This is a genomic window from Veillonella sp. ZSJB6, from assembly GCF_051549505.1.
Lineage (GTDB): Bacteria > Bacillota > Negativicutes > Veillonellales > Veillonellaceae > Veillonella.
Genome location: NZ_JBPUGE010000006.1, coordinates 60,118 through 78,045, shown reverse-complemented (window position 1 = coordinate 78,045; position 17,928 = coordinate 60,118). Strand labels below are relative to the sequence as shown.

Here is a 17,928-nt window from a genome sequence, read left to right as displayed (position 1 = left end):
AGCTTTAAATACCCCATTATTTAAATACAAAAAACCTCTCTATAGTAATTACTACTATAGAGAGGCTTTTAGAAGCATTAAATTGCATAGGATACAAAACCTAGGACGTGATCAACTGGAACAGGACCAATGAAACGACTATCACTAGAATGATTTCGGTTATCCCCCATCACAAATACATGTCCTTCAGGAACTGTAACAGGTGTAGAACGTGTATAATTCATTTTTGTATCTTTGGTATATGGTTCTTGTAATTGTTCACCATTACGCCATACATGACCATCTTTAAACTCTAATACATCACCAGGACGACCGATAACGCGCTTAACCCATACATCATTAGTTTGAGCAGCTTTATTAAAAACTGATGCATAGTTCATCAATGGTTCTTCTACATCATCTACCCAAGTACGTGCGCGATTAACACGACTATCAATGATTACAATTTGACCATAATTTGGCATTTCATTCATAATATGATGCCATTTCGTTACAATTAAATATTGGCCATTGTGTAATGTATCCTCCATTGATTCACCAGATACACGTGTTGGTTGAATCAAGAAAATATGAATTACCATGGCAATAATTAATGCCAATACAATGGCATAAATCCAATCTAATATTTCTTTTACTATTTTATTACTCATATTAACCCCTTAATGACCGTTCTTTGTAAATCTACCACCAAATACATCATGTACATCTTGAATCGTAATAAATGCCGATGGATCTACTTCATAAACAGTATTTTTTAACCTCATAATTTCAAGTCTTGTTACTACAGAATATAAAACATGCTTAGGTTGCTTTAAATAGCCCCCTTCACCATACATAATTGTAACACCACGATTAAGGTTCGCATTTAATGCATCTGCAAGATTCTTAGAGTTCTCTGCATCTGTAATAATCATTACCCCTTTAGATTCATCAAGGCCTGTAATTGTAATATCGATCATCTTATAAGCAATGAAATAAGCGATTAGAGAATACATAGCACTATTCCAACTATATACAAAACCTGCGGCACCAAGAATAATAAGATTCATGGCCATTACAATTTCACCAACGGAGAAGGTGGAGCGTCTATCAAAGATGATTGCCACAATTTCAGAGCCATCCAAAGAACCGCCATTACGTATAATGAGACCTACCCCAATACCTAAGATAATGCCACCAAAGATAGCCCCCAAAAACGGATCCGATGTAATTGGTGTAAAATCATGTGCAAAGGTTGAAAAAATAGCCATCCATACGATAGAGAAGAGTGTAGAAAATGTAAAATTTTTACCGTTAGCTCTATAACCAAGATATAAGAAAGGCAAGTTAAAGAGTACGACAAAAATACTAAAGGAAATCCCAGAAAGCTCTGCAGCCATCAAGGAAATACCAACTACACCACCATCGATAATACTATTCGGTACTAAAAATAAATCTAAGCCTATAGTATAAATTAGGGCGCCTAAAATCATCATTAAGCAACGCATAATAAAATTTGACCACTTATGCGTTGAAGTTTCATTTGTCATGCACTTCTCCTTTACCGTACAACTGCTCCATAGCATGTAGTCTCTTTTCTTCCAACTCACTAGAGTCAATCATATCACTTTGTATATCATTAGCAGCTTGGCTCAACTGTTTTGTATACCGCAAGCCAATAACAAATGCGGTCAAATCATCTACAGGTTCTGGAGGAAATTGCATAGACGTAGGGATAATCTTACGCCATCCCGTAGGAGGATTATATTGCCAATATAATTTTCTAGCCGCCTCCGTACTATGCGATTCATCAATTAAACTAGTTGTAATTCTATGATTTCGTCCAATTTGTTGAAGAGATGGATATAAATATTTATGATTTGTACCATTTCCACATACCATATGAACAACACCATAATATTCAGTTAATATACGTTCAATTTCATGGTTGAACTGTTTTGTCATAATAATTTTACGACATACCATAGTACCAGAAGGTGTTACAATTGCTACACCTGTTTTTTCATTGCCTGGATCTACAGCCAAAATGTACGTAGTATCAGTCATATTACTATCCTCATTTCTAATACAGCATTTATATTTTAACACAAAACGAAGGTCTTATGTAAAAAATTACATAAGACCTTTATTTAAAGTATATAAACCAAAATACTATTCAATTTAATAAGCTGGCATTTTAGCCTTATCATTAAAAACAGGCATTTGAGTAATACGCAACTTAAGATGTACAGGGCCAGATGAATATGTATCACCATCAACATACGCTTCCACATGAACCTTGCCATTCATTGTAGCAATACGACGAATAGCAGTAAACAAATCATCCCCTGGTATCGTTCCGATATCACCAGACAAAGAATCTGGAATAATCCCTTTCTCTCTTGCCTTTTCATTTACTTGCTTTAAGAATTGAAGCATAGCAGATTGAGCGTTAGGACCACCATCCATTACAGCAGAATGGATTACTTCTCCATTTTTATAAATAAATTGTTGTGGGTAAACTTGGATAACTGCTACCGCTGGTTCACCAGCAATAATATTTCCAGCAGCTACCACTTGAACCACCATTGGAGTCTTCGCATTATTAAGCTTTTGTGTAGCCACCTCAATATTTTGACGTTCTACATACACAACAGCTTGACCTTGATCTTCTATACCAAGACGACGTAATACTAATTTATTAGTATCATCAATAATATTTTTGATGGCTGCATGGCTATCTTCTTCACTTAAACCAGGTCGTACAACAGCTTGCGCCAATAATTGATCAACTTGGAAAAGAATTGTACCTTCACGCAAATGAATAATGCCATTTTGCAACTGTTCCTGCGTTGTTTGCAACTCCTTAATATGAGCTTCCATCTTGGCTCTTGTAGCCTCTAAATCAGCTAATTTTTTGGATACTTCATCATATGAAGCTTGAAGTGTAGCTAACTCAGCTTCAGTCGCATCTTTAGCAGCCTGCGCACTAGCCAACTCAGCCTTTGTTGCATCAACCTCTTTACGAATTTGCTCTATTTCAGCCATTCGTTCTGCTAATTCTTGCTTATTTTGCTCAAGCAATGATTGTCCTCGAATAAGCTCTTGCGTCTTAGCCGCTACCTCATCATTGAGTTGCTTCATATCAGCTCGCAACTGGTCCATCCCAAACAGAGCAGTACGAACACTTTGAGATGTAATGGTTAATACACCTACTGTAGCGGCAGCAACTAACAAACCCGTTACGATAGTAACAATTATGGATGTATGTTTAGGCCTTAATCCAAAGAGGGACATGCGACGCTTACCAACTTTGGTGCCTAACTTATCCCCCATGTAGGCAATAAGTCCACCCATAAGGGCGATAATAACTAATATTTTAACACCTACTAACATCGAGTCCCTCCTTTCATAAGATTACACAATTATTTAATTTGAAAATATATTATTTCGTAAATCAAATTGATTTCTTCATATACTAGGTTACTTAGATACACGCCAGTTCAAATATAGGCCAGCAATAATACCTAATGTATCTGGAATTAATGCAGCAAATACGGTCGGCAATGCACCACCTTTACCTAATGCACCAGCAAATGTCATCACCCCATAATAAATAAAGATGATTAAAATACTGATACCAAAACCAATAGATGAGCTAGAACGTTGCTTTTGAAGACCTAATGGCGCACCTACAAGAGCAAATACAAAGCTAGCTAATGGAATGGTAAAGCGTTGATACATTTCCATTTCTAGTTTATTGGCATTCGTATAAGCGGCCTTATATGCTTTAATTTGATGACGTAATTCTTTGATTGTTAATTCTTCTGGTTTACGTTGATCTTGTTGAATATCGTTTGGTGCAGACTTAATTGGCAAAGATTGCTCCTTAAACTTCATTGTACGTTCTACACCATCACCAGCGGAAATATCATAAATGATACCGTTTTGCATCACCCAATATTGACCATTCCAAACAGCAGTATCTGCATTTTCAACCTGTTGTAGCTTGCCACCTTCACCAAATTGTTGCACTGTAATCATAGACAACTGTTTAGTCTCCGCATTGTAGCTTTTAGCATACATTAATGTGCCTAAATCATTACCATTCATTGTTTTTAAAACAATATGATTTTGTGTTTGAGGCGATGCATTTTTCATAATCTGTTCGCGCACAATCGTTTGATACATATTATTTGTGCGTGGTACAACAAATTCATTAAATGCAACAGCGCCAATTGAGATAATGAGGGCGATGATGTATACCGGCATCGCTAAACGTAAAAAGCTAAGACCACCGGCACGCATAACAACAATTTCACTAGTACTACTCAAACGACTAAAGGTCATAAGAGAAGCCAATAATACAGACATAGGGAATGTTAAGATAACAATGCTTGGCAAAGCCAATACAAAAGCTTTCATAACGAGCACTAACGGTGCCCCATATTCAGTAATATATTGAGCAATTCTGAATAATGTGCCCGTACCAATAAAAATACTAGTAAAAGCAAATACCCCAAATAAGAACGGTCCTACAAAGGCTTTTAATATATATTTATCTAATAATCTCATAATCCCCTCCTATAATCTAAAGTTATCCCCTAAGTAATGCTCACGAGCGATTGGATCGTTTGCAATTTCTTCAGGGGTACCTTCTAGGAGGATCTTACCACTACTCAAAATATAAGCCTTGTCTACAATCCCTAATGTTTCACGTACATTATGGTCTGTAATCAAGATGCCAATACCTCGATTTTTAACATGCAAAATAATTTGTTGAATGTCAGCAACCGCGATAGGGTCGACGCCAGCAAAAGGTTCATCGAGAAGAATAAAATTCGGTTCTAACGCAAGGCAACGAGCAATTTCTACACGACGGCGTTCACCACCAGATAGTTGCATCCCCATACGATCCCGAACATGACCGATATGAAATTCTTCAATGAGGGATTCCACTATAGCTTCAATTTCATCAGATTTCTTTGATGTTGTTTGTAACATTGCACGAATATTATCCTCAACAGTCATGGATCGAAAAATTGATGCTTCTTGTGGAAGATACCCAATACCTTCAGCAGCTCGTTTATACATAGGGATATTGGTAATATCCTTGCCATCAACGGTAATGATACCAGAACTAGGTCGTTCAATGCCTACAATCATATAAAATGATGTAGTCTTCCCTGCCCCATTAGGACCTAGAAGCCCAACGACTTGCCCCTTATCAACGCGTAAACTAACCCCGTCTACAACGTTGCGACCGCTAAAGGTTTTGACTAAGTTTTTGGTTTCTATATACATATTTAATCCTTATTGATTTGGAACAATGATAAGTGTACTACGACCACCTAATGTTTCGGCAGAATCATCAGCTAAACGAATTTTAAGCTCTGGTGCATTGAGTACATTACCATTTTGAACAGCATGAGCAGAGCCAGATAAGAGTACAACTCCATCATTTTGATTTGGTGTTTGAGTATAGGTAGCTCGTTCTGCAGAACCAGATACGTTTCGTTCTGGATTTGAGAATGTCACATCCCCCTGTGCTACTGCACGAATTTCTTTTAGCCACCCTTCAACTTGATTACCTGTCAAAGTAGTGCCTTCTGCAATCAAACGAGCATTGCCAGATACAAGACCATACTCTGTATCTGTATTATATTCAACTGTATCACCGAAAATTTGACGATCGCTACGTTGTAAATGAACGCCACCATTAGCAGTGAATTTATTATTATTGTAGCTGTGCACTGATTGTGCAGACATGGCCATATCAGAACCAATCATAGATACGCCACCATCAAGATTTGCTTCTTGAGTTTTTGTATTATACCATCCATTGGCACCAGTCATCGTTTTATCAGCTTGAGTAATTACCACATTACCTTTTGCATCAGCCATTCCCGTATTGCCATCATAAGATAATGTATCTGCGCTAATAGTCAAAGGATCATTTGCGGCCCAAACTGTAACAGATGCTGTCATAAGCATAGCCAAAATAGCCATACCAATCTGTTTTTTCTTATTCATTATATTTCCTCGCATTACTTCTTCGTTAACTTTGCATTACCAATAGCTTTAATTTTCTTCAAGGACATGTTGCCTTCAAGTTTATCACCAGTTAATGTTATATCTTTACTGTTATAGGTAAAAGCAGATTTAGATGTCAACGTTTTTGTTTTATTATCAAAATGAAGTGCATCGGTTTTAAACTCAGCACCATCGGTATTTGTAGCTGTAACACCTTGATCAATATCGAGGGAATTACGATCGCCAGTCAATACGGCATGAGGTGCTGTAATTGTTGTCGTTACATCATCTTGATAGAAAAGACCTTTTAAATTAGTCAGGACAATAGCTTTTGTACGTGGGTCATATTCAATCTTTTCAGCTGATAAAGCCCACACTAGCTTGCCATCTTTTTCCTCTTGTAAGTCAGCTCCTTGGAAGTTAACAAGTTGTCCATTCTGATTTTGAGTGGTACTAACATCACCAGAGTCTTTCATAATATATACGATAAGACCAATCAGAGCCAACACTATAGCGGCCACAATGGCAATTAATTTTTTATTGTTTTTCATGTGCCCTCTCCCGTGCAGCTACCTTCTTATCATAATCAATAATTTGATCCATCTTAGTCATCCAGCGATGTTGGAACCATAGCCACTCATCTGGATGTTCCTTAATAAATTCTTCTGTAACGCGTACACATTCTTCAGTCAAGCGGTACATATCTACATCTTCATCACCTGTATCAACATAATGTAAGGCTGGTAAAATATGTACAATATGACCACCTTCAGGCTTACGAGATGCAAAAATTGGAACTACTGGAGAGCCAAATTTTTTTGCAAATGTAGCTGGTCCTATGACCGCTGAAGAGTCCTGCCCCAAAAACGGAACAGGCAAGCCATTAATATAACCATCTTGGTCAGCTAAAAAACCAAGTAATTTTTTCTTTTTTAAAGCCTTAGCAGCAGAAACGATTTCGTTGCCACCACTAGCAAATACATCAAGACCTACCATCTCACGATATTCATTCATGAGACGTGTAAATTGTGCATTAGGTTGTTTCTTAACAATTGTAGTAGATGGATATCCATGAGCAGCCATAGCAGCCCCCATCCATTCCCAGTTGCCAACATGTCCAGTAAGAACAATGACACCTTTATCTTCAGCGATGGCTTTTTCTAAATGTTCTACGCCTCGCATTTCAATATGTTTATTGATAAAGGACTTTGTCAAATTTGGCATATATAAGACTTCCATAACACTGCGGCCAAGATTCTTAAACAATTTTTCAATTAATTGTTCTGCCTCTTGATCATTCATGTTCATGCCAATCTTTATATTTTTTATACCTCTAAGTTTTTGCTTCTTCGCTATGAGGCCATATACTGGCCCTAGACTAGCGCCTATGAGCAAAATGAGCTTGTATGGCAGTCGGCAAACAAGCCAACTAATGCCTTTAACTAAATGGTATTGCCATTCGTTATTCATTCTGCCCACCTCCTTATTGTCCATGAGCATGGGCCTCTCGTGCATAATCTGCTACAACAGTTTCCCATAGTCCTTGTTTCTTCAAGATATATTCTACAGCCTCTCTAACGGCACCGTGGCCTCCATTGACGGTAGATATAAATTTAGCTAATTGTTTGACCTCCGGTACCGCATTATTGGGTGCCATCGGTAGTCCTACAATTTGAAGAGCCCCTAAATCATTTAAGTCATCCCCCATATAGGCAATTTCCTCTAAATTGATTTGATGCTCTTTACAGAGATTTCTTAATGCTTCTGTTTTATTGGCATGCCCCATAAGCAGTGCATCAAAATGAAGCTCTTTAGCACGGCGCTCAACCATAGGAGATATTCGTGCTGTAATGATTGCAAGCTTAAGTCCTGCTTTTCGAGCTGCCGTTAATCCGAGGCCATCTTTCACAGAAAAAGACTTAAGCTCTTCTCCACTCGATGTATAGATTAGAGTTCCATCAGATAGTACGCCATCAACATCAAGAACAATCCATTGAATATTCATTATACAATGCCTCTACGCAATAAATCCGTAATATGAACAATGCCTAGACATTTATTATCTGTATCTACAACTGGTAATACAGTAATAGGGCGCGGTTGATTTTTCTCCATTAAATGAAGAGCTTCCGCCGCTAATTTATCCTTTGTAATCGTACGAGGCATAGATGTCATCATATCCTCTACAGGCCATTCTAGGAAATTACTGCCAGAATCTAGACCACGACGAACATCCCCATCAGTAACAAGGCCTAACAAATGACCTTCTTCATCAATAACATTGGTCGCTCCCAATCCTTTTTCTGTCATCACAAAGAGAGCATCTCGAACGGTTGCACCTTTGAATACCGTTGGATTATCTTCACCACCATGCATAATGTTTTCTACGGTCAACAATAATTTGCGACCAAGAGAACCACCCGGATGAAATACGGCAAAGTTTTCCGGTGTAAAGTGATGGCGTTCTAATAAGCAAACTGCTAATGCATCGCCAAGTGCCAATGCAACTGTAGTACTTGTAGTCGGCGCCAATCCCAATGGGCAAGCTTCACGTTCTACTTCAGCTAGCAATACAATATCAGAATTCTTAGCTAGTGTAGACTCTGGTTTCCCTACAACACAGATTAATTTAGCACCAATGCGACGTAAGGATGGCAAGATACTGATGATTTCGCCTGTTTCACCACTATTGGAGAAGGCTAATACTACATCATCTTCTGTAATCATACCTAAATCGCCATGCACACCTTCACCAGGATGCATGAAGAGTGCTGGTGTACCAGTACTAGCCAAAGTAGCCGCAATTTTACGACCAATATGACCAGATTTACCCATTCCAGTACATACTACACGGCCCTTACAAGCCAAAATCATATTTACAGCATTTACAAAATTGTGATCCAAACGAGAACTTAATTCTTCAATAGCACGTGCTTCCTCATGAAGTACCTGTGCCGCTTGTTCTAAAATAGTCACAAATAACCGCCCCTAACCTTTTACGATTTTATCAATAGCTACTAAATCTTTTAGCAAAGCTTCAAAATTATCCAAGTATAACATGTTTGGACCATCGGATAATGCTTCCTCTGGATTATCATGTACTTCAAAGAACAGACCATCTACACCACTAGCAACAGCAGCGCGCGCCAAGTTTGGTACGAACTCACGATTACCGCTAGATTTTGTACCTGCACCACCTGGTAATTGAACACTATGTGTAGCATCAAATACTACAGGATAGTCGAAGGAACGCATAATTGGGAAAGATCTCATATCCACAACGAGATTATTATAGCCAAAGCTAAATCCACGCTCTGTAAGCATAAGATTTTCATTGCCTGTTTCTTTCATTTTATATAGGACATTTTCCATATCCTTAGGCGCCATAAATTGACCTTTTTTTACATTTACGCATTTACCAGTTTTAGCGGCACCGTATACAAGGTCAGTTTGACGACATAAAAAAGCTGGAATTTGTAAAACATCCAATACTTCAGCAGCCGGTTCAATTTGCTCAATGGAGTGAATATCACTTACCACCGGTACATTGAGTTCCTTTTTAATAGAAGCAAGGATTTTTAGACCTTCTTCAAGACCCGGTCCACGGAAGGAGCCGTAGCTAGAGCGATTGGCCTTATCAAAAGAAGCTTTGAAGATATATGGAATACCTAAGCGTTCACAAATTTCTTTTGCGCGTTTACCAATAGCCAATGTGCGATCATAATCTTCAATAACACATGGCCCAGCAAGGACGAAAAGACCTTTGCCGCCGCCAACTGTAATATCTTTAATTTGAACTGTTTTCATTTATTTCTCCTCTTGCTCGTAGATTGCATTTACACGAGCTAAGTCTTCCGGTGTATCAACACCGATAAATCGTTTATCTGTAAGAATAACACGAATAGTATAGCCATTTTCAAGAGCGCGCAATTGCTCTAACGATTCTGTTTGCTCTGCTGGTGTTGGTTCCATCTTTGCATAATTTAGCAAGAAATCTCTACGATATGCATAGATACCAATATGTTTTAGTGGAGCACGTACAAAATCATGACGTGGATACGGGATTAAGGACCGAGAAAAATACATCGCATCATTGCGATTATTTAAAATAACCTTTACTGCAGATGGCTCATCGTATTCATCCTCTAAGAGAGGAGTCGCAACAGTTGCCATCTGTAAGTTTGGATCTTCTTCAAAAAGTTGAGCCAAGTCATCAATGAGTTTTGGCTCAATCATAGGTTCATCACCTTGAACATTAATAATGACATCTAAGTCTGTATAATGACTAGCAACCTCTGCTAATCGGTCAGTTCCAGTAGGGTGATTAGGATCTGTCATCATAACAGCTCCCCCAAAGTTTTGAACAGCAGAATAAACACGATCATCATCTGTAGCAACAATAGTACATTCCGTTTTTGTCGCTTGTGATACCCTTGCATAAACCCGTTCAATCATTGGTTTGCCCGCAATATCCGCCAATGGTTTACCTGGTAATCTTGTAGAACCATAACGAGCAGGAATAACGCATCCAAACTTCACAATAAAACCCCATTTCTGTTATTCGTGTATCTTATTATTATACACTAAATCTCTAAATTTTCTATGAATTCTTGCTTTTCAGCGACAAACTCAATCCCTATGGATAGCACGAGAATCGGTATTTTCAAGTCTTCAATTGCATGCAACTGACTTAACTTCACCGCATCTTTTTCAGTGATACAAATAGCATCTGCTTGATGAGCAAATGCCTCTTTCCAAATATCTACGACATCATCATTTTCAAAATTATGATGATCACCAAAAGGCATTGTATGAACAACATTGTACCCAATATCGGTCATCGTTTGTGTAAAGGATTGAGGATTTCCGATACCACTAACTGCCATAATTCGATGCTCTTGATACGCATCGACAGAAGAACCAGGTTCCCCATTAGCCCACTCTTCTAAGGTATACATAGATTGAGGCTTGTGGATTGTTTCATATACAGGTGTATTAGGTAACATATGCGCTAGACGCTTACGAATTCCAGAAACAACACCAGGCGCCACTTGATCGACCTTGGTCAGTATAATTATATTAGCTCGTTGTAAACCACTAAGCGGTTCGCGTAGTAAACCTCTAGGCAATACATGGTCATAACCAAATGGATTAGACGCATCAATGAGAACGATATCAATATCTCGGGCTAATGCGCGATGTTGAAAACCATCATCCATAACTAAACAATCTGCTCCGAGCTCATCTATAGCAATTTTTGCCGATAGAGCCCGTTCTCGGCCGATAATTACATTGGACTTTTGTAATACCTTAGCCAATAGCCACGCTTCATCACCACTGATAGATGGCTCTACTAACATCGTACCATCTTTGGAAATAATGATATTTTTCTTATTGTCCTCAGCTCGATAGCCACGGCTAAGTACGGTAGGATGAAGTCCTTTTCGGGCGAGTACATCACATATAAATCTCACCATTGGCGTTTTGCCAGTACCACCGGCAGTAATATTACCAACACTGATAACAGGCACGGTAACTCTAGTAACCCCCTTGCCCGCATCAAATCGAGCATTTCGTATGGATACAGCCTTTTCGTAACCTTTACTTAGAAAGCCCAAGCTAGAACGAGCTATATCACCTAATATGGATTGATTTTCACCACTAACGATGGATTTGAATAATGCTTCCCCACTCATAGGTGACTCCTCCTATTATGTAATATCATAGATGAATCTAATAAATCATATCGATCTTATGGAACAATATGGTGTTTTTCAAAGAGTTGACGTAACTCTTGTGTATTACGTTGTGTTGCACCGCGATTTTCACGAATAATATCAAGACAATTTTGACCCATTTCCGTTGCCAAACCTTTGTCTTTACATAAGCGCAACACCATAGCGGTTAATTCTTTACCATTCTTCACTTGTTCACAAGCATGACGAGAGTTTAATAATGCGAAAATCTCTTTGAAATTAAACATATAAGGTCCTACAAGAATTGGTTTACCATGTGCGGCAGGCTCGAGAATATTATGGCCTCCAGTTTTTACAAGAGAACCGCCTACAAAAATAATATCCCCTAAGCTATATAAACGACCTAGTTCACCAATAGTATCTAAAACAACTACTGGTATGCCTTCATGAACTGGCTCTGTCATATCGCTACGACAAATAGCATTCAATTCATAACGTTTCGCTAGCGTTTGAACATCATGACCGCGATATATCTCACGTGGTGCAATTAACAAGCGCGCTTGAGGATATTCTTGTAAAACTTGTTTAAAGGTCTCAAAGATTGTTTCTTCCTCACCCTTATGTGTACTACCGGCAATGATGATGGGATGATTATTACCAAAGCCAAACTCTTCAAGAAGAGCTTGTTTTTCTTCAGCTGATACCGTGGCATACGTTTGGTCATATTTCATATTACCTGTTACGGTAATATCAGATGTTTGTGCACCTAATACTTCAATATGTGCAGCATCGAATTTTGATTGCATACAGAAACGCTCAATGGAACGTAACATTTCTTTTGTGAACGCACTAATATATTTATAGCGTTTCATACTGCGATCAGAAATACGACCATTAACCATCATAACAGGAATATTTTCGGATTGAGCGATACGCAAGAAGTTAGGCCAAATTTCTGTTTCTACAAGCAAGATAGCAATAGGTTTAATAATTTGCAAAATCTTACGCGTCAAATACGGTAAATCTAGAGGGAAGAAAATAATCCCTTCAGCCTCTGGTATGATGCGATGGGCCATTGCATGGCCTGTTGCAGTTACAACAGACACCACAACAACCGCTTCAGGAAATTCCTTTTTTACTTCCTTCACTAATGGACTAGTAGCTACAATTTCCCCTACAGAAGCAGCATGAATCCAAATAGCACGACGTCCTTCAATTTTTTTTAGTAGTGAGGCTGGCATATAGCCTGCACTCTGTTTGATACGCTCATAAAATCCATCTTCAAAGGCAAGGCGGTATAGAATAACCGGGATCAAGCCAATCCAATAAAATATGAGCAATACGTTATATATCCAGTACATGGTTATCCTTTGTTGGAGAATTGAACGGAATAGAGATGATTGTACAATCCGCCATCAACAGCTAATAGCTCTTGGTGAGTCCCCTGCTCTACCAAGTGGCCTTGATTAAGTACAACAATTTGATGAGCATTTTGAACTGTGCTCAATCGATGGGCAATTACAAATGCAGTACGCCCTTTCATAAGGCGATCTAGCGCCTCTTGTACAAGCTTTTCACTCTCAGTATCTAATGCAGATGTCGCTTCATCTAGAATTAGAATACGTGGGTCTTTCAAAATAGCACGTGCGATAGCTACACGTTGACGTTGACCACCAGATAAGGAACTGCCTCGCTCGCCCACCACTGTGTCGAGACCATCAGGCATCTTTTCTACGAATTCAAGTACATTGGCAGCCTTAGCAGCTTCATATACTTCTTCATCAGTAGCATCTAATCGACCATACAAGATATTCTCTTTAATTGTGGCATTAAACAACACAGTTTCTTGTGGTACAAGCCCGATTTGTTCACGTAACGATTTAAATGTAACATCTTTTACGTCATAACCATCAATCGTGATAGCGCCACCGGTTACATCGTAGAAGCGAGGTAACAAATTCGCCAGAGTCGTTTTACCAGCACCAGATGGACCAACAAGAGCTACGCTTTCACCAGCCTTAACAGACAAAGTAAAGTTTTCGAGCGCTGTTTTTTCACCATCGTAAGAGAATGAAACATCTTTAAATTCTACATTGCCTTTGATAGATGGCAACGTAATAGCATCAGGTTTTTCCACAACGTCAGTTTTAGTATCTAAAATTTCAAATACACGATCAGCTGCAGCCAATGCTTTTTGAATATTGCCGTACACTTGGCTCAAGCGTTTAACTGGGTTAGACAAGTTGATTGCATAAATTAGGAACGCAATTAAAGAACCTGCTGTAATAGTCCCTGTTACTACAGAATAGCCACCATACCAAAGGATGACTGCCACCGCAATGGCTGCAGAAAACTCAACCATTGGACTTAACAAGCTAGTTAACTTAGTCGCTTTAATAACAGCTTTAAAGTTGCGATCATTTTCATCTTCAAAACGCTTCCGTTCAAAATCTTCACGAGCGAATGATTTTACTACTCGAATAGCGCTGATTACCTCTTGTAAAAGTGCTGTAATATCAGCCACACGGCCTTGTACATCATGACCTGCTACACGAAGCTTTTTACCAAATACATTGATAATCACAAGCACTACAGGAACTGTAATAAAGGTAACAAGTGTCAATTTCCAATCAATTAGAAGCATAGACACGAGAGAACCTATCAATGTTACAGATTCCGTAATAAAAGAAATCAAATTATCAACTACAGCAGTCTGAAGTGCAGCAACGTCATTGGTAAGATTACTCATGATAACGCCAGTCTTACGGCGATCAAAATAAGATAAGCTTAATTTTTGTAGATGATTAAAGATGGCTTCCCGTACATCGATGATGACACGTTGTCCAATGTAAGACATATTATAGGTTTGACCATACGTAGCAAAGCCACGAATTAAGAATATAAGAATGATAGACCCTACTATGAGGTTCAACATAAACATATTCTTATCATCTAATACTTGGTCTACTACATTTTTAATAAGCCAAGGCACTACCAAGTATGCCGCAGCTGCGACGATCATGCAGAACACTGCAAAAATCATGCGCTTATAATAAGGCTTTACAAAATATAAGAGCCTAGAATAACTATTCATTACATTTCTCCTTACCGAGGTTATATACCAGCTCTGCTACACGCTTTACAGCACCTGGTTCACCTAATTTATGATGTACTTCACGCAATTCGCTACGCATCGCTTCATTGCGTTCAACATCAGTTAGAAGAGGTTCCACAAGAGATACAATAGCCTCAGGTGTCACTGCATCTTGTAATAACTCAGGGATTACTTCTTTGCCAGCTACAATATTAGGCAAACCTACATGGGTCACATTAACGACCATCTTCCCAATGCCATATGTAATTGGAGATACTCGATACAATAAAATAGTTGGTAACTCCATCATAGCTGTTTCTAATGTAGCTGTACCTGATGCGGCTAGACATACATCACAAATCTGCATCAAATCATAGGTATGATCTTCTGTAATCGTCACCGGCACTTTGTGAGTATCGATGAAAGTTTCTAATTCACTACGGTCGATGGTATGTGCGCGAGGCAAGAAGAATTGAATATCCTCATGGTTCGCCATCAATTGCTCGCCACTTTTTAACATCGTATCTAGCAAGGATAGTACCTCTTGCTTACGGCTACCTGGCATGAGCAATACTTTTTTAGCATCTTTACGAGCTCCAAAGTATTCCTCAGCCGCTTCTTTGCTCATCGTAGGATGTACGATATCCAATAGTGGATGGCCTACAAAGTCTACATCGCATTTATATTTGCGATACGCTTCTGCTTCAAAGGGGAATATGGATGCCACCTTAGTGACATACTTACGAATTGTATTGCCACGGCTACTATGCCATGCCCAAATCGTAGGAGCAATGTAATAGAGAACGGGAATTCCCAATTCATGAGCTACAGCTGCAAGTTTCATATTAAAACCAGGGTAATCTACACAAACTAGAATATCTGGTTTTTCCTTCATCATGACACGTTTTAAGTAGGTGCGAAGTTTAAAGAATTTCGGTAGTGATTTTACAATCTCTACAATCCCAATAACGCCTAAATTTTTAATATCATATACGATGCGAACACCAGCGCGTTCCATCAAGGTACCGCCCATACCAAACATGTCAACCGAAGGATCTATTTCTTTCAGTGCATTAGCAACACTGGCTGCATGAGTATCACCGGATGCTTCACCGGCAGAAAACATGACTTTCATTATGCATCCTTTCTGGAATCTACAAACTCTTGATCAACAGCACAGATAACAATACCATGACGGTTTGCCAAATCTAGTACATCTTGTTGTTGAACAAAAATAGTCTTTTCAGCCTCTACAGCAAGGACTTTACACCCACTATCAATCATGGACATTAATGTTTTTATCCCTACAGCAGGAACATCAAAACGAACATCTTGATTTGGCTTTTCCGTTTTAACCACAACCGCATCGCCACGACCTAATTCACCACCGCGCAAAATGCACTTATCAGTGCCCTCAATAGCTTCAATAGCCATAGCCGCTTTATGTTTTACAACTACTGTTTGACCAATATCAAGTCCACCCATTTGCTTAGCTAGTTCAAAGCCAAAGCAAATATCTGCCCATTGTTCATCAGTAGGCTGTGTTTTTGAAAGCACCCCCACCTTTGGCATAAATGGTTTAAGGTATACAGTTTGATCTAACACTTTAAACCCTTCTCGTTCGATTTCATCTACGATAGCGAGCATGATAGTGTCATCTTTACGATTTTTAAGGCGTTTAAGAACACCTAAGGTTTTTAAATCAGGGAATGTAAGACCTTTGAAGAGAATTTCCTTAGTCACTTTACCTAACATAGTTAATTCTTCAACGCCTTCTTTTTTCAAGGTTTTAAAAATCTTACCTAATTTGGCAACACCAATATCATAGAAGGCATCGGCCTCAGCCTTTAAAGCCGGGTCTACATCTGGAACTACACCGATAACCACTACCTCATGACCTAATACATGAGCAGCACGCATGAATTCTACAGGCAAAACACCAATGCCTGCAATCAATCCTACCTTTGCCAAGACTATACCTCCTAGATGACCTGCGGCCTATATATCAATGAGTGATTACAAATTTACAATACTTAATGCCTCAAAAAAGACATAATCATATACAATATATTGTACTATAAATAGGCACTTTTTACCATTAAAACACCATGTTTTATGCCTATTTCTTCAACATTTTAGTAGAATTTTTTCATTCCTCTTTTTACGTCTTATGAACGTAAAAAAACTTCAAATATTTTATCAAAATATTTTATATTTATGACCTAATGTTATAAATTTCACATCCCATTAAAAGCATGATTTTATTAAGTACATAAAAAGACCTCGTACATAGTACGAGGTCTTTTGAATTAGTCGCGACGTGTACGCATAATACCACGATCGGCATTGCGTAAGAAGCGTAATAAATTTTCAATTTCTACAGAAGAATCAAGTTGCATTTCCATTTCTTCAATAGCCTTAGATAAACTAAAGCCAGAACGATAAATAATACGGAATGCTTGTTTTAAATCTCGGCGTACTTCTTCTGAAATGCCCGCACGAGACAAACCAACAGAGTTAAGGCCAATAACACGCGCTGGCTGACCATCAGCAATGACATATGGTGGAATATCTTGAACCACCTTCGCCATACCGCCAACCATTGCATTGCGACCAATTTTAACAAACTGATGGATACCTGCAAGGCCACCAATAACTACGCGATCTTCAACGATAGCGTGACCAGCAAGGCCTGCACAGTTACTCATAATCACATTGTTGCCAACGATACAGTTATGAGCCACATGTGTGCATGCTTGAAGCAAGCAATTATTGCCTACACGTGTTTCTTCACCTTCTCCAGTAGCGCGGCTAATAGTTACGAATTCACGGATAACCGTTTCATCGCCAATATTACAATAGCTTTTTTCGCCTTTAAATTTTAAATCTTGCGGTTCCAACCCAATAGATGCGTTAGGATAAATCTCACAACGCTTACCAATGGTTGTCCAACCACCAATTACAACATGTGCACCGATTTGTGTGCCATCGCCAATCTCGACGTGTTCGCCGATTACGGCGCCAGGACCTACGATTACATCTTTGCCCAATTTAGCATTTGGATGGACTATGGCTGTACTATGGATGTTGGATTCTGCATTTTCCATGCCTACAACTATCACTACA

The 17,928-nt window shown here is 38.8% G+C and carries 19 protein-coding genes; all 19 read right to left on the bottom strand.

The features are described from left to right. Positions 1-77: 77 nt before the first annotated feature. Positions 78-650, bottom strand: a complete 573-nt coding sequence (gene lepB / locus ACSV5T_RS07885) for a signal peptidase I (protein ID WP_213467080.1) — start codon at positions 648-650, stop codon at positions 78-80. 9 nt (positions 651-659) lie between these two features. Then, positions 660-1,529, bottom strand: coding sequence for a YitT family protein (locus ACSV5T_RS07880; RefSeq protein ID WP_438320729.1), 870 nt, complete (start codon positions 1,527-1,529; stop codon positions 660-662). Beyond that, the gene (locus ACSV5T_RS07875; protein WP_438320728.1) at positions 1,519-2,046 is read right to left on the bottom strand and encodes a hypothetical protein; all 528 of its coding nucleotides are present in this window, start codon (positions 2,044-2,046) and stop codon (positions 1,519-1,521) included. The genes ACSV5T_RS07880 and ACSV5T_RS07875 overlap by 11 nt, the downstream gene beginning before the upstream one ends. Positions 2,047-2,160: 114 nt before the next feature. Next, entirely contained in the window at positions 2,161-3,375 is a 1,215-nt protein-coding gene (locus ACSV5T_RS07870) for a DUF3084 domain-containing protein (RefSeq protein WP_438320727.1), read from the bottom strand. Positions 3,376-3,462: 87 nt separating this feature from the next. Continuing rightward, a complete protein-coding gene (locus tag ACSV5T_RS07865; RefSeq protein ID WP_438320726.1) occupies positions 3,463-4,554 on the bottom strand; it encodes an LptF/LptG family permease in 1,092 nt (363 codons plus the stop codon). A 9-nt stretch (positions 4,555-4,563) separates the two neighbouring features. After that, positions 4,564-5,283 carry an LPS export ABC transporter ATP-binding protein gene (lptB, locus tag ACSV5T_RS07860; RefSeq protein ID WP_008715778.1) on the bottom strand — a complete coding sequence of 240 codons (720 nt, stop codon included), beginning with the start codon at positions 5,281-5,283 and terminating at the stop codon, positions 4,564-4,566. A 9-nt stretch (positions 5,284-5,292) separates the two neighbouring features. Then, positions 5,293-6,012 carry an LptA/OstA family protein gene (locus ACSV5T_RS07855; protein WP_438320725.1) on the bottom strand — a complete coding sequence of 240 codons (720 nt, stop codon included), beginning with the start codon at positions 6,010-6,012 and terminating at the stop codon, positions 5,293-5,295. 14 nt (positions 6,013-6,026) lie between these two features. Beyond that, complete coding sequence (gene lptC / locus ACSV5T_RS07850; RefSeq protein ID WP_005387299.1) at positions 6,027-6,563, bottom strand: LPS export ABC transporter periplasmic protein LptC; 537 nt, start codon at positions 6,561-6,563, stop codon at positions 6,027-6,029. Continuing rightward, entirely contained in the window at positions 6,550-7,482 is a 933-nt protein-coding gene (locus ACSV5T_RS07845) for a lysophospholipid acyltransferase family protein (protein ID WP_039969452.1), read from the bottom strand. Before ACSV5T_RS07845 ends, lptC begins: the two co-directional genes overlap by 14 nt. Before the next feature lie 13 nt (positions 7,483-7,495). Then, positions 7,496-8,017: a KdsC family phosphatase gene (locus ACSV5T_RS07840; RefSeq protein ID WP_227720977.1), complete on the bottom strand. Its 522-nt coding sequence runs from the start codon at positions 8,015-8,017 to the stop codon at positions 7,496-7,498. Then, positions 8,017-8,988 (bottom strand): KpsF/GutQ family sugar-phosphate isomerase, encoded by a 972-nt coding sequence (locus ACSV5T_RS07835; protein ID WP_060924938.1) that lies wholly within the window; start codon positions 8,986-8,988, stop codon positions 8,017-8,019. Before ACSV5T_RS07835 ends, ACSV5T_RS07840 begins: the two co-directional genes overlap by 1 nt. 12 nt (positions 8,989-9,000) lie before the next feature. Next, complete coding sequence (gene kdsA, locus ACSV5T_RS07830) at positions 9,001-9,819, bottom strand: 3-deoxy-8-phosphooctulonate synthase (protein WP_438320724.1); 819 nt, start codon at positions 9,817-9,819, stop codon at positions 9,001-9,003. Beyond that, positions 9,820-10,551, bottom strand: coding sequence for a 3-deoxy-manno-octulosonate cytidylyltransferase (kdsB, locus tag ACSV5T_RS07825; RefSeq protein WP_005387289.1), 732 nt, complete (start codon positions 10,549-10,551; stop codon positions 9,820-9,822). Between the two features lie 44 nt (positions 10,552-10,595). Further along, on the bottom strand, positions 10,596-11,708 hold the full coding sequence (gene lpxK / locus ACSV5T_RS07820) for a tetraacyldisaccharide 4'-kinase (RefSeq protein ID WP_298631883.1): 1,113 nt from the start codon (positions 11,706-11,708) through the stop codon (positions 10,596-10,598). A 56-nt stretch (positions 11,709-11,764) separates the two neighbouring features. Further along, positions 11,765-13,069, bottom strand: coding sequence for a 3-deoxy-D-manno-octulosonic acid transferase (locus tag ACSV5T_RS07815; protein WP_295868481.1), 1,305 nt, complete (start codon positions 13,067-13,069; stop codon positions 11,765-11,767). Between the two features lie 2 nt (positions 13,070-13,071). Continuing rightward, the gene (locus ACSV5T_RS07810; RefSeq protein WP_005387284.1) at positions 13,072-14,802 is read right to left on the bottom strand and encodes an ABC transporter ATP-binding protein; all 1,731 of its coding nucleotides are present in this window, start codon (positions 14,800-14,802) and stop codon (positions 13,072-13,074) included. Beyond that, positions 14,795-15,937: a lipid-A-disaccharide synthase gene (lpxB, locus tag ACSV5T_RS07805; protein ID WP_438320723.1), complete on the bottom strand. Its 1,143-nt coding sequence runs from the start codon at positions 15,935-15,937 to the stop codon at positions 14,795-14,797. The genes ACSV5T_RS07810 and lpxB overlap by 8 nt, the downstream gene beginning before the upstream one ends. Further along, positions 15,937-16,773: an LpxI family protein gene (locus ACSV5T_RS07800; protein WP_005387281.1), complete on the bottom strand. Its 837-nt coding sequence runs from the start codon at positions 16,771-16,773 to the stop codon at positions 15,937-15,939. Before ACSV5T_RS07800 ends, lpxB begins: the two co-directional genes overlap by 1 nt. A gap of 338 nt (positions 16,774-17,111) precedes the next feature. Further along, positions 17,112-17,924 carry an acyl-ACP--UDP-N-acetylglucosamine O-acyltransferase gene (gene lpxA, locus ACSV5T_RS07795; RefSeq protein ID WP_174683260.1) on the bottom strand — a complete coding sequence of 271 codons (813 nt, stop codon included), beginning with the start codon at positions 17,922-17,924 and terminating at the stop codon, positions 17,112-17,114. Positions 17,925-17,928 lie beyond the last annotated feature (4 nt).